The organism is Shewanella sp. SM32, assembly GCF_025654235.1.
Classification (GTDB): domain Bacteria; phylum Pseudomonadota; class Gammaproteobacteria; order Enterobacterales; family Shewanellaceae; genus Shewanella; species Shewanella oncorhynchi.
The window spans coordinates 19,524-32,789 of sequence record NZ_JAKKRO010000055.1 but is presented as its reverse complement, the minus strand read 5'-3'; the positions used below and the strand labels follow the sequence as shown (position 1 = coordinate 32,789).

Below are 13,266 nucleotides of genomic sequence, written 5' to 3'. Positions count from 1 at the left end.
GTCGCCGCGGGAATTGTTGGGATAACGCACCAATGGAGCGTTTCTTTAGAAGTTTGAAATCTGAGTGGATACCCGCTAGTGGTTATGGGAATTTTACAGAAGCAGATAAAGAGATCACAAATTACATCACTGGATACTACAGTGAGACCAGACCCCATCAATATAATGGTGGGTTAACGCCAAATGAGTCAGAACGTTTATATTGGAATGACTCTAAAACCGTGGCCAATTTTACTTGACCACTACATTCAGCTTCTTCAAGGGACAGTATATTGCTAAGAAATTCTGTTACGGAAGGTGCAGAACTGCAGTTTTGTAGATATTCAAACAGCCCTACAATATTTTTATGATACTCAAGTGTGGCCATCGCTATTTCATCCGTATCCATCCTCTTAAACGGATGTTCACCTATGGTGTTAAAAGGAATAGCGGTTTTTTCATAATAATGCCGACAATAAGTGTTAAGTGCATTGCTATTGCCATTATCTTCGAACTGCCTGATAACCAGTGCCATTTTTTGCTCGTGGGCTGAAATATACTCCAACAGTAATCCGCTTCTTTCGCTATCATTTGTAAGTGCGCAATGTGCCGCAAATGCATGCAGCCGTTGGTGTATATTTCTAGTCCATTGCATAACATCATAAAGCGTTTCTATTTGCATATTATTCTCCTCAAAACGGGAGTCCTTGGTCTTTACTGTGAAAAGTGAATCACTTTTCTATGCATTGATGAAAGTAAACTTACTAAACAAGCCCATATTTACTATGACATTATGTCTCATTAAAAGTGCAGTTTTGAAATGATTATTAACTAAATAGTCAAACGCTGATGTCTATTATTAATGATATGAATTATTGACAACTTGTCATCAACATAAAATACTTTATAGGTCCAACAACGGCTTAATCTATATAACACCTGGTCTTTAGCTTAAAAAGCTGGCGATAAGCCACAACCTTGTAATAAGGCTAATGGCATGAGTATACCTATATTTTTCTATTGACTCTGTTCGTTGCCGCACTGATTGTTGACAATACAATGCGCACAAGAAAAAGGGTAAACTACCAACACAATACGTTGCCATTCCATAACTAGATTGAAGGGCATCATCTTCCCGCTTTCAGTTAATAACAGTATTATATTTTGGAACGAACCATAGGTGAGTTAGCCCAATATTTACCGATATCAGTACTGAGTCGTTAATACGCACGAAACAAGCCATCAAAATATTGGGAATAACAATAATAGAAGATAAAAAAGGAGTCGCCGATAACGCGGCTACTCCTTTTATTTAGCGGAAAATTTAAAAGCGGTAATTAAAGCTCAGGGTCACATTACGTGGGGTTCCGTAATGATACACGCTATATGCTTCGGACATTGAGGCAGAGGCAGACATATAAGCATAATATTTTTCATCTAATAGGTTCTCTACGTTAAGTTGCAGATCCATATTGTCAGTAAGGTTATAACGAGCCATCAGGTTGACTAAAGAGTAAGCATCCTGATCGATTTTTACTGTCCCCCCTTCAGAGTAACTATCACTCTGCCAGTTAATACCACCACCCACGGTCAATTCAGGCAGGTAATCAACAAACTGATAAGTTGTGAATAGTTTAAACTGTTTGCGAGGGCTAGTAGCCGCCACTTTTTTTCCGTCAGCATCTTCCGCTGTAAACTGCGAGTAGCCAGCCGTGATATTCCACCCATCGATAAACTCCCCCACCACTTCTAACTCAAAGCCTGTACTCTCAGTACCTTGAGCAGCTTTGTAATAAGTGGTTGGAGTACCGTCAACAATGATAGTCCCAGCGGCTGTTGCCAGATTATCCTGTTCAATCTTAAACAGTGCCACAGCAGTGTGCAGACGATCATCTAGATAAGCGCTCTTTAAACCAATTTCATAGGCTTTACCTTCGAGTGGATCTAAATAATCACCGTTAATATCCTTACTGTTCTGCGGATTAAATATTTCGGTATAACTGGCGTAAACACGATGCTCTTCGTTTATGTCATACAAGGCGCCAACATAAGGAACGAACACGCCATCATCACCAAAGTTAGTATCAGTACCATAACTGATCCCTTCGCGGTTCCAACTAGAAATACGGCCACCGGCAATCACTTTTAAATCATCGGTAATTGTCAGCCGCGTTGCTGCGTAGAAACCTTTCTGCTCGGTATCCATATTTAACTGGCGATTGGCATTTGTTGACCATTCAGGCTCTTCAAAGGCGTTGCTTTGCCAATCATAAAAGTTTTCAACTGCCTTTGAGTCCCAGCCCGTCATATTCTCACGGATGGGTTCATAGGTATCTGCATAGGATTTCTGTTTGCTGTATAAGGCACCAGTCACAAATTGATGCTCACGGTTAAAGAGTTGGTAATCGCCTTTCAACTGAAAATCGAAATTATCAGAGTTACTTTCACCATGGCTGTGATAACGCTGGCCGCTCAATCCTGCACCGGTTTCTTTATTCAGCAAGCCAGACATATAGATCATTTTGGTGGTGGTTTCATATTCCATGCGATTATAGTTCGCCACCAACTGCCAACCATTGCTGAAATAATGGTTCAAGTTAGCAAAATAGTTGATGTTAGTCGTTTCCCAACGGCTCCAATCTGCCGCTGTTGTAGTAGAAACATCCCAATCAGTAACTGAACCATCGCTGAATACTGCTGGTAATGCACCCCACATCGCTCCTTTGGGGTTATTGTTATTGTAACTACCGCCGACGCGCAGCATAGTGTTGTCAGTAATGTCTGAATCAATTACGCCGTAAAGAATGGTCTTACGGTCTTGATAAAGATCCTGATAAGAATCGCTATTGACATATTTCGCGACCATGCGACCACGTACACTGCCACTGTCGTTGAGGCCATTAGAAACATCTGCGGTAACTTGTTTTTTATCCCAGCTACCCGTAGCAACATCAACATAGCCCTTAAGTTCGTCACTGTCGGCATGTTTGCGCACTAGGTTGATTGAAGCAGAAGGATCCCCTGCTCCCGTTAGTAAGCCTGTTGCACCACGCACCACCTCTACACGCTCGTACAGAGAGATATCTGACACAGTCTCACCTGCATCGCCCCCCAAACTCCAAGATAAAGGTACGCCATCGATCTGGTAATTCTGAACCGCAAAACCACGGGCCATAAAGCCATTTCGAACGTTATCTGTTTTAGATGAAGACAAACCTACTGTGTTATTAACCACATCAACAACGGTATTGAGTGCCTGATCCTGGATCCGTTCAGCGGTCAAGATGCTCACTGACTGTGGCGTTTCCTGCAGTGACAGCCCTAAACCTGTGGCGGTATCAATGGTTCGACTCACAGTGTACTTGCCCATCACTGTGATTTTTTCAATATTTTGATCATTTGCATCTGCTGCAGAAGACGGCTCTGCAGCCAAAACTGACAAAGGGTTTAATGCCAAAGTAATGGCAGACGCGAGAGGTAGTAGATAAAAGCGCATAGTAATTTAGGGAGTTTATTTAGGATGAACATACGGTAACACTATTGCGAATCACTTTCATTTGTATTTTGGTGATGTATATAACAAATTCATCATTTATTAATGAGGAATAAACGTCCCCGTTGTGTTTATGCCTTCAAAAGTGAGCGTTTACGGTGAAAAAGGTTATTCTTTACCCGTATTCGGTTAATCATTCTTAATCTACGCCACTAAAAGCGACCCTGAGATTATTACTCCATAGGATCGCCATTAGTGTTTAGTTTTTATCTCATCAGTGTGTCTGTACTATTAGCTCGGCAGGCAGAGGCCACTTTGCCACTTGCCACTCACCTTGCCAATTCTCTATCAATATCCACAGACTATCGGCGGAGGTTAGCGTCTTAGTTGCGATGGCGTGTACGTGTTGGCCATGCTTATTACCGTGTAAAATACCATTCTCGCTGCGCTGTAAATCTGCTATTGGCAAAGCCTGCGTTCCAATATTGGCATAGCCTTGGCGTATATTGCCTACCTCACCTTTTTCAAAAACCAACATAAAATCTTTCACATAGTCATCATGATGCACATAGGGTGCTTTTAGATCTAAGGGTAAAGGGGCTATTTTAAATTCACCTAACTCTTGAGCCTGCCAGGCCGGTGGAAATGTAGGTGTTAGCGACTGATACAAAAACAATAGGGGGAGCAATAGAATAAACCCACTCAGTTTATATTTATTTTTTTGCCAAAAAGTTGAATGAATGAAAGCCATTAACGTACCTCCTCTAACCTATCTGCCACAGTACTGGGGGATTCCATTTTTTTAATTGCACGCACATTACGCAGTCCCCACATCATAAATCCCGTGATTGACATACCCGATAGGATCACCCCAAAAATAAACCAAATGATTTTTGTCCAGATACCACCTAAGGTACCGTAATGCAAAGGATCTGCGATATGCATTAGCGTTTGTATTCCTGTCATCGTCTCGGGTGATGTCGCTCTTGCAATCTCCCCCGTCCAAGGGTTAATGCTGAGGTTGTAAGAATACTGATCATAAAAAATGTGCTCGCCGCTACCGCTCAGATGATACATGTCACGATTATGCTCGGGTTTCATCACATAGCTTGGTTGAAAGTCTGGAAAGTGCGTTTGCGCTAATGTTAAGGCTTGTGCAAATGACACGCTTGGATCTGCGGGATTCACATCACCCTTTTGGATAAAGGGCAATTGCTCAGCAGCAACCAATGGCGCATGTGGCTCGATATCAATATCTGCATGCCAAAAAATGGCTTGGACTAAATACCATAATCCGGTAACGGCCATAATCGCGATAAACCAAATAGACCACACACCAGACAATTTATGCAAATCGGCCAATAGTGTCTTTTTACCTTGACTCACTCGCAATTTCGGAGCAAAAAAACTTCGCCAAAAACGTTTATAAACAATGAGTCCCGTCACTAAAGACGCGAGCATAAACAGCGCCATCGAACAGACAAGGTAATAGCCCAAGCTGTAACCGCTTTGCCAAGGAAATAATAACCAAGCATGTAAAGATCTGATAAAGCCGGCAAATGTCATGCCTTCATTAATCTGTTGGATCTCACCAGTGTATTGATTGACATAGGCCATGGCATAGGGTTTATCCGCGTCACTGAACATGATCACATTGACCATATACGGTTCTAAGGTCATAGCACCAGAGACTGCCGCACTTGGGTAGGCTTCCTCAACAATCGTCATTAATTCACTAACCGGTTTTACGGGTAAATCATTAGGGTTCAACGCCCTCGATGCTGGATTCGTTAACCAAGTGATCTCATGACTCAGTACCGCAATCGTCCCCGTCAAGCAGATAAAACAAAATAACAACCAAATTGGGAGCGACACCCAACCATGCAACATAAACCAGAATCGGTTACTGATCTTCGCCATTTGTGACTTTCCTAACACTTATCGTATTTCGCGAGTGTAAAGGTAATGCAAATTGTTATCAATACGATGTACTGGGAATTGTTTTCAATTAGAATGCCGATCACAAAATACTATGATGGGGAATCATGATGGATAAAACCTTGTTAGCAGCGCTCATTTCGAGCCTATTGTTAGCGCCGAGTTCCTACGCCGACGAAACTCAATCAGACGCAGACGCCAATATCGAAGTGATCAGTATTAAAGGTAGTCGTTTAGATAAAGCTGCTACAGCAACGGGCTTACCCTTAACACTGAGAGAAACGCCGCAGTCAGTGACGATTATAGATCAAGAATTTATTCAGAGTTTTTCTCTTAACAATGTTGCTGACTTAATGTTTTTAACACCGGGTATTTCTGCACAGAAAGCAGAAACTAACCGCTACTTTTTCAGCGCCCGTGGTAATCCAATCACTAACTTCCAATTTGATGGTGTGCCCGTTAACTATTCTAGTTTCTTCAATGATGCTTCGACCGATACGGTTATCTTCGATCGAGTAGAAGTGGTTCGTGGTGCAACCGGATTATTAACGGGTGCAGGAGAACCCTCGGCCGCCATCAACCTCATTCGTAAACGTCCAAAATCTTCACCAGGAGGTTACCTCAGTGCAAAAGTAGGTTCATGGGACAGTTATCGTGTAGAAGGTGATAGTTCAGTGGACATAACAGAAGATGCCGATGTCCAAGCACGTTTTGCCGCCGCCTATGAAAAATCAGATAGTTTTACCGATCTAGCCGAAGATGAAAATCTGCAAATTTATGGCGTCGTTACTGCAAGATTAAGTGATAGCACATTATTCACTTTGGGCGCGGACTATAGTGACCGCGATCCTAAAGGCTCCACTTGGGGAGCGCTGCCATTGTTTTATGCCGACGGCAGTTTAGCGAGTGACCTTCCCCGTTCGACGACCACTGCAGCATCTTGGTCTAGTTGGAAACGCCATGGTGCGAACGTTTTTTCTACTTTAGAACACAACTTTGATAATAACTGGGAACTCAAACTCGACATAGAACATCATGAGGATAAGATGGATGGGCACTTGCTATATTTATATGGCTCCCCAGATAAAATCACAGGTTTGGGGATGAGTGCATTGCCTATGATTTACCAATCAACCCGTAAGCAAGATGCGGCGCGAATATTTGCTTCAGGGCCATTCGAACTATTGGGTCGAGAACATAAACTAACAACCGGGCTACTCTATTCAAAACAAGATATTAGCGCCGACTCTTACTACACCACAGATGTTTTAAGCGTAGGCAATTTCTTTGAGTGGGATGGCTCGATTGCAGAGCCAAATTATCCATCGATTCCCACCAATGAAGAGACTGAAGAGATCCAAAAAGGTGCCTATATTGCTACCCAACTCAATTTGCACGATCAGGTCACACTGCTGTTAGGAAGCCGTATCAGCCAATATAAAGTCGATCCAGGTTATGAGCACAATGATGTCATTACGCCGTATGCGGGATTGATTTACGATATCAGTGACAGTGTGTCGATTTATACCAGTTACACTGAGATTTTTCAGCCTCAAGATGCCAAAGATGCTAATAACAAACGCTTAGACCCGACAACTGGCAATAATATTGAACTTGGCAGTAAAGCCGATTTTTTCGACGAAAAACTCACCGCCAGTGTTGCAGTGTTTAAAGTTCAAAAGGAAAATGTGGCGGAAAAAGATCCTAACATTAAAGACCCACTTCCTGATGGTAGCTTTCCAATGCGCGCTGTGGATGGCACCAGTAACCGTGGTTTTGAAATGGAACTAACGGGTAGACCCACAGAGGATTGGGATCTGTACTTCAGTTACACCTACAGTGAATCTGAAAAAGCCGATGGTTCGGCCTTTGGCACGCATTTGCCTAAAAACTTAGTACGATTATCTTCGCTCTATCACTTTGATGGCGCTCTAGAAGATCTCACACTAGGTGGTAACTTAAGCTGGCAGAGCAAGATTTATGTAGAAAACGCAGGTCCTAATGGCGAAAGCTCTGAACAAGCCAGTTATTTCCTTACCAATCTTATGGCAAGTTATCAACTCACTGATGATGCGATTGTCCGTTTGAATATTCGAAACTTGTTTGATGAAAAGTACTACTCTAGTATCGATTTCTACAATCAAGGTTTCTTCGGCGAACCGCGAAATGTCGAACTTAGCCTGAGCTATAATTTTTAGTCTAATTGTTAATCGCAAATACCGCGCATCACTTTTATGCGCGGTATACCTAAAGCAAAACTATCCTGCGTTAAAACAGCATCCGGTAAACTTCAATGGATTAACCCTTTGGGCTCAGGGGGATAATCCATTACAATGAAGTCCATTTTGAGTTCGTAAAACAGATGTTCCGCCTATGCCAAAGTCTCACACCCACATGCATCAACATTTGCAGATGCCACATGCTAAATTAGATCTGCAAGCTCTAGCGGACACCCTTGCCTTTGAGCAAGTGACCATTATTGGTAATGCTTCTGGCGATTGGCAGCCTGCGATCACAGGTACGACATTTATTTTTAACGGTACTCAATGGGCTGAAAACAGCAATGTAAATAATCAGATAGTAAATATTGCCAACGGTGGTTTTGCTGAATCAAAATATGCCTTTGTGGTACAAGGTCATCCACAAAGTGGTCTGCTTACCCAAGCCTTGACGCAAGTTGCGATTGAATTAACGCCTCAGCTTGGCTGCTGGCCTTCATCTGGGTTAACCACAATCGTGTTGATGCAGCAGTTGTCTCAGCATGTGCAAGTGCAGCGTATGTCGCTGTTTCCGAGTTTAGCAAGACCCAATGATTTACCGCCTGACGATCACTTACCTTGCATGGTGCATAATTGGTTAGGCGAGCGGCGGATTGCCCAAGCTTTGGTACCATTGCTCGACTGGCCTGAATTTAGCTTAGCGTCCGTATTTTTACCTCGCCTATCCGCAATAAACCACATGCAACCATGCCAAGTTACACCTAGGATAAACGCAGGTAATCCCTTTGATTTACTTGAGCGTTTACAGGAGCCGAGCTTATTAATCGCAGATGCGCTAAATCCAGCCACGCGGCAGATGCAACTTGAATGGCTAATCACACTGGCGCATACACCCATCAACATTTGGCAGCAATTTGCTCATCCTAGCCAGCTCATCAATGCTGAAGCTTTATTTTTCAACCACATGCCAGAATCAAAACCCAGCTATTGGTATTTAATGGATACTCAGGCATCTCAATATCTTGATGCGATTCGCCATAGTTTGGCCTATTGTTGGCAAATGCTGTCGACTAAGCACGCGAGCTTGATTGGCAACGAGCTTTCAAACGGCTCGTGACCCTCCACCTGTCCACTGCCATTCGCATTCAAAACACATTCAAAATACCTAAGGCGAATGTCGTTTTACATTTTGCCTTGCCCTCTAGCGACACTAAACCAACCTCTGTTTAAATGCATGACTCAAAACGTCAACACGCCCTAGTTAAGGGATTTTTACCCAATGCGATCCCCAACGGTTCAAAGTAATTGATCAGCGCCTGAAAAATCACTTGTCTGTGGGCCTCATCGGGATAAGCTCCCTCCTTTGCCATTGTTGAGAAACGGGTTCCCGACACTAAATACGGATTCGAAATATCAGTATAGGATTCTATACAGGCTTCAAATGCTCGCGCCATCATCTCCGTTGGCCGAGAGAAGTACTGCATCCCATGTTTTTTATCTAATGCAATCGCTCGGCGAACATAATCATGGGGCTCATCACCCTGTCCACTCAACAATGTCACTTTGAAGATCTCAGATAATCGAGCATTTAATGGATGCTCTATGATGGGCAGATCGGATAGCCAAAGATCGCTCGCACACTGAAACCGCTTATTAGTGGGTTTGAATGATTTAGCGGCAATATAATGGTCAAACGCATGCCAAAACTCATGGGCTAAAGCACCAGCACCTGCATTTTTAGCCAATGCTAACTCTCGGGTCGCGGGAGCATAATGGGCCTGAACGCCCTTTTGGCCGCCATGACCAAAGGCCTGGCTGACGGTTTCTCGCAGCCCTAAAGTCAAAGGTGGCAATTTTAATATAAAGGCCAGATCGGCGAGCGAATCAAACACTAAATCCGCAGCAATGCGCGATTCATCCCGCGTCACCCAGCGGCCAACACGGACATGGCTAAAACCAAAGGTTTGTTTAATATCAAGAAAAGTGACTTGCTCACCAAATCGATAATCGGGTCCATGGCGGTTATATTGCTGATTGATTAACACGGCTTACCTTGAACCCTATGCAGTGAGAGACACATTAAGCTGGCTATTTTAGGTTAAAAGACAGAGGAACAAAACGCTGCATTAAGTACAATATCAAGTTAAGAATAGGAGCCAAGCAGCGCTTACTCTTGGTTTGGTATCGCGATGCTTAGATTTCGACAACCACAGGGTTCGTTAAGCTTTAGCCGTTAATATCACATCATCCCAAACCACGACACGATTTCGCCCCGTAGTTTTAGCGTGGTACAAGGCTTTATCGGCCTCGGCCACCAGCTTTTCAGCATCTGAACGGCACTGACTTCCTATTTCAATCGGTGAAGGCACAGACTGAAGCGCTAAAATACCGCTGTTTTCTTCGATGGCATGATGAGTAATTACAGGTGTTAACGCACTCACTCCTGCCGAAAATTGATAGTGAAAATCGGCGACTATCGCTGAAATATCTTCATTCGCAAGCGCTAACATCATACGCGTCACAATTTTCTGCGCGACATCGACCGACGTTTCTGGCAGTAATAGCGCAAATTCCTCACCGCCGAAGCGACCAAAGATATCGTATGGGCGCGTGCGAGCACTGATAAATTGGGTAAAATGCTGCAATATCTTGTCACCCACTTGATGCCCATAGCGATCATTAACGAGTTTAAAATAATCGATATCCATCATGACAAGGCACAAAGGTAACTGTAGACGACTCAAGCGTTTGATTTCATGCTCTAACTGCTGGAAAAAATGCCGTCGATTGGCAATACCAGTTAATTCATCGGTGAGTGCGAGTCGATTCAACTCAGTCTGCGCATTCCTTAGGGCAAATTCGACCTGTTTTAACTGGGTAATATCGGTGCAAACAATGACCATATCGCCATTGTGATAAACCTGCTCAGAAAGTTGCAGCCAGCTACCGTCGACCAGATCCACTTCAAAACGTCGAAAAGCTGATTTACGTTGATTCGCATGAATAAGTTCAAGCCATTCCTCTATGGTTTCATGATCAATTTTAGGCCCTTGCTTATGGGTAAAGGCAAAGTGCATCATGTCGTCAAAATGCCGGCCAGCCATGTCTTGATCAACAAAACCAAACATTTTCGCAAAGGTATGGTTATAAAAGATAAAATGATTGTGCTTGTCCAAAACAGCGAGGCCATTCTCGCTTAGCCGTAAGGCTTCGGTTAAAAAGGGGTAAACAGACTCAAGAGATTCTTTTTCCATCGATTATTCCTAGCAATGACGCTTTTAGAGAAGATCTCCGACATGTTTAGATTAGCAGCGTTCTACACTAATCACAGCGTCTTTGTCTTTACCCCCATATTACCGCAACGGGATTGGCTCTACCGCGATGTAAATCCCACACATTCGGCAAATAAGCTTTAAAAACCAGAACCAATGCTTTGATAATTTACGATTTTACGGCCAATTTACTGAGAAATATTTCAGCACTAAAAGGTTTCTGCATGAAATGTACCTCAGGGAATAATGCTAACTCAGGAATATCATCGCTATCATTAGCTGAAAGCAAAAAGAAGTGACAGTGATGCTCAAGCTGGGTATCACTGGCAAGGTTTTGTAATGTTTGTTGCATCTGTTTAATAAGTTGCAAGCCATTCATATCTTGTAAACGGTAATCCACAATAACAATATGTGGCAATGAGTGAATCAACATCTTAAGTGCTTGCACTGCGTTATCAACACTGAAGGTTTGAAAATGATAGTGCTCTAGCATGGCTTTGCAAATCTCAAGGTTAAACAGATTATCATCTATGATTAACACTTTTTGTTGATCATATTGAATCGTTAATCGTTCTTTCACCTCGGTAAGTTGGCAAGGAAAATGTAACAGCACTGTGGTGCCTTTGCCCTTTTGACTGCGCAACATAAACTTACCGCCAATTTGCTCAAGCAATCGATTACAAGTATAGAGTCCTAATCCCATGCCCGATGTTGTTGTATATGAGTCAGATACGTGCATAAAGGGATCAACTAAAGCGCGCTGCGCTTCCTTTGACATTCCCTCGCCAAAATCGCGGATCAGTACCCTAAGCATAGGACTATGGTCTTTATGGTTACGTATAAGGCGTAAGTCCATATAACAATGCACTTCGCTACCCGTACTGTATTTAAAGGCATTATTGATAATGTTCGTCATGAGTTGGAATAACTTAGTCCCATCGAGCTCGATAAACTTCGGCAGAGACTCATTCACGACAACCTTTAAACGTTTACCCGATGTCGCACTAAAAGCACGATAGTAATCCTCAATATTGCTCAGATATTCGTGTAAATTGACTAAATGCCGATTCAATTTTAACTGCCCAGCTTCAGCCTTACTGTAATTCAACGTATTTTCGGCAACCGAGTAAAGTAAGTTAGCTGACCAGGTCATTTTATCGATAATTTCGTCCAGTTTTTGTGGCTGTGAGCGCGCTTTTTTTAACATGCGACTGTAGCCAAGAATGGCATTGATAGGAGTGCGGATCTCATGATTTATGCTGGAAAGCACTGCTAATCTAGATCGATTATCGAGCTTTATCTGCTCTACAATATGCTGATTTTTAGACTTAAAGTACAAAAGAAAAGACAGAGTAATACCAAGAGAAGCTATCAGTAAGATAATCACGATTAGCTCGACAACCTCTTTTTGTGGCACTTGATATTCTATGCGTAAATTCACACGGGTTTGGTATCCAGGAATATCCAAAGTTCGGCTATCTGTGTAGCTAAACATTGAAAATATGCCTGTGGAAAACTCATGGTTACAGGATGAACTTTGCAATAACGATTGTTCAAATTGATAGCTAATACATACACCCTGCTCCTGCTCAATCCGCGCTAATATCCGCTGATGAGAAATGGCATAGACTAAATAAAGCATATTAGGCCCATCGATATTAACAACCGCTAACGTGTAATCGGCAAGGCTAGCCTGAAGTTCCCCTTTACTATTCTTGACTAATTTAAGTGGCTTAAGTTCTGGCGCCATTGTCTGATCAGAGATATAGGCCAGTTCAAGTTCGGGGGTCAGTGTAAAAGCGACAGCAGATTTGATCTTCAGTAAGTCCTTAGCAAAAACCTCAAATTCCTGTGACGTTACCTCACTCGAAGCATAAAAAAACGATTTTAGCGCATCCAACATAATTTCATGTTGTAAGAACATATCCCGTGAAGAAGTAAAAACCGCTTCTGCTTTTTTATTGTAAATGGAGTCAAATTCATAACGTGAGTGGGACAAGGTTAACCACAGCACCAACAGAGTGACCCACAAGCCACTGAACATATTGATACAAGCGCTATATTTAAAGCTCATTAGCGTAATCCATTACGGCCTTTAGCAAGCTGCATAACTGATACTCAAACTGCTCTCGCTCGCAAACATCCATGACAGACAGCATATCTTTAAGCTCCAAGTAGCGCGCAATACCCGTAAATTGATGTTTCAGCCCTTCGATACTGTCAGAGGACTCATATTGTTCTAGCTCAAGTCGCATTCGCTGTAATTCAGCAATCAGTGTCAATCGCAGTCGCGATTGCTGTTCTTGGCTGTATTGCTCAAAGAATACAGATAAGGCCTTGAGTAACTCAGTATTAGCATTCATAC

Annotated in this window: 11 protein-coding genes; 3 read left to right on the top strand and 8 right to left on the bottom strand. The window is 42.8% G+C overall.

Annotation, left to right across the window (positions count from 1 at the left end):
- Positions 1-239 (top strand): integrase core domain-containing protein (locus L5M10_RS18490; protein ID WP_263146819.1); only part of this gene is annotated, 239 nt, incomplete at its 5' end.
- Here the strand turns inward: L5M10_RS18490 and L5M10_RS18485 are convergent.
- The 4 genes from L5M10_RS18485 to L5M10_RS18470 form a co-directional block, all read right to left on the bottom strand.
- Positions 158-661 (bottom strand): hypothetical protein, encoded by a 504-nt coding sequence (locus tag L5M10_RS18485; RefSeq protein ID WP_263255713.1) that lies wholly within the window; start codon positions 659-661, stop codon positions 158-160. The genes L5M10_RS18490 and L5M10_RS18485 overlap by 82 nt on opposite strands.
- Before the next feature lie 642 nt (positions 662-1,303).
- Positions 1,304-3,475, bottom strand: a complete 2,172-nt coding sequence (locus tag L5M10_RS18480; protein WP_263161212.1) for a TonB-dependent siderophore receptor — start codon at positions 3,473-3,475, stop codon at positions 1,304-1,306.
- Positions 3,476-3,746: 271 nt separating this feature from the next.
- On the bottom strand, positions 3,747-4,223 hold the full coding sequence (locus L5M10_RS18475; RefSeq protein WP_263161215.1) for a hypothetical protein: 477 nt from the start codon (positions 4,221-4,223) through the stop codon (positions 3,747-3,749).
- Positions 4,223-5,392: a PepSY-associated TM helix domain-containing protein gene (locus tag L5M10_RS18470; RefSeq protein WP_263161216.1), complete on the bottom strand. Its 1,170-nt coding sequence runs from the start codon at positions 5,390-5,392 to the stop codon at positions 4,223-4,225. The genes L5M10_RS18475 and L5M10_RS18470 overlap by 1 nt, the downstream gene beginning before the upstream one ends.
- A gap of 128 nt (positions 5,393-5,520) precedes the next feature.
- On the opposite strand from L5M10_RS18470, the gene L5M10_RS18465 reads away from it, so the two are divergent.
- Positions 5,521-7,608: a TonB-dependent siderophore receptor gene (locus L5M10_RS18465; RefSeq protein WP_317630150.1), complete on the top strand. Its 2,088-nt coding sequence runs from the start codon at positions 5,521-5,523 to the stop codon at positions 7,606-7,608.
- A 175-nt stretch (positions 7,609-7,783) separates the two neighbouring features.
- Complete coding sequence (locus tag L5M10_RS18460) at positions 7,784-8,746, top strand: hypothetical protein (RefSeq protein WP_263255711.1); 963 nt, start codon at positions 7,784-7,786, stop codon at positions 8,744-8,746.
- 130 nt (positions 8,747-8,876) lie between these two features.
- On the opposite strand, the gene L5M10_RS18455 is transcribed toward L5M10_RS18460, so the two are convergent.
- From L5M10_RS18455 to L5M10_RS18440, 4 genes are all read right to left on the bottom strand, one after another.
- Positions 8,877-9,674: a CLCA_X family protein gene (locus tag L5M10_RS18455; RefSeq protein ID WP_263255710.1), complete on the bottom strand. Its 798-nt coding sequence runs from the start codon at positions 9,672-9,674 to the stop codon at positions 8,877-8,879.
- A 174-nt stretch (positions 9,675-9,848) separates the two neighbouring features.
- Complete coding sequence (locus L5M10_RS18450) at positions 9,849-10,883, bottom strand: GGDEF domain-containing protein (RefSeq protein WP_168827133.1); 1,035 nt, start codon at positions 10,881-10,883, stop codon at positions 9,849-9,851.
- Between the two features lie 187 nt (positions 10,884-11,070).
- Positions 11,071-12,975 (bottom strand): hybrid sensor histidine kinase/response regulator, encoded by a 1,905-nt coding sequence (locus L5M10_RS18445; RefSeq protein WP_263161227.1) that lies wholly within the window; start codon positions 12,973-12,975, stop codon positions 11,071-11,073.
- A complete protein-coding gene (locus tag L5M10_RS18440) occupies positions 12,965-13,264 on the bottom strand; it encodes a hypothetical protein (RefSeq protein WP_263181405.1) in 300 nt (99 codons plus the stop codon). Before L5M10_RS18440 ends, L5M10_RS18445 begins: the two co-directional genes overlap by 11 nt.
- Between the last annotated feature and the right edge of the window lie 2 nt (positions 13,265-13,266).

Coding starts and splice junctions, on each gene's coding strand:
- L5M10_RS18450 (WP_168827133.1), bottom strand. CDS start 10,883: ATGGAAAAAGAATCTCTTGAGTCTGTTTACCCCTTTTTAACCGAAGCC.
- L5M10_RS18475 (WP_263161215.1), bottom strand. CDS start 4,223: ATGGCTTTCATTCATTCAACTTTTTGGCAAAAAAATAAATATAAACTG.
- L5M10_RS18480 (WP_263161212.1), bottom strand. CDS start 3,475: ATGCGCTTTTATCTACTACCTCTCGCGTCTGCCATTACTTTGGCATTA.
- L5M10_RS18485 (WP_263255713.1), bottom strand. CDS start 661: ATGCAAATAGAAACGCTTTATGATGTTATGCAATGGACTAGAAATATA.
- L5M10_RS18445 (WP_263161227.1), bottom strand. CDS start 12,975: ATGAGCTTTAAATATAGCGCTTGTATCAATATGTTCAGTGGCTTGTGG.
- L5M10_RS18440 (WP_263181405.1), bottom strand. CDS start 13,264: ATGAATGCTAATACTGAGTTACTCAAGGCCTTATCTGTATTCTTTGAG.
- L5M10_RS18460 (WP_263255711.1), top strand. CDS start 7,784: ATGCCAAAGTCTCACACCCACATGCATCAACATTTGCAGATGCCACAT.
- L5M10_RS18470 (WP_263161216.1), bottom strand. CDS start 5,392: ATGGCGAAGATCAGTAACCGATTCTGGTTTATGTTGCATGGTTGGGTG.
- L5M10_RS18465 (WP_317630150.1), top strand. CDS start 5,521: ATGGATAAAACCTTGTTAGCAGCGCTCATTTCGAGCCTATTGTTAGCG.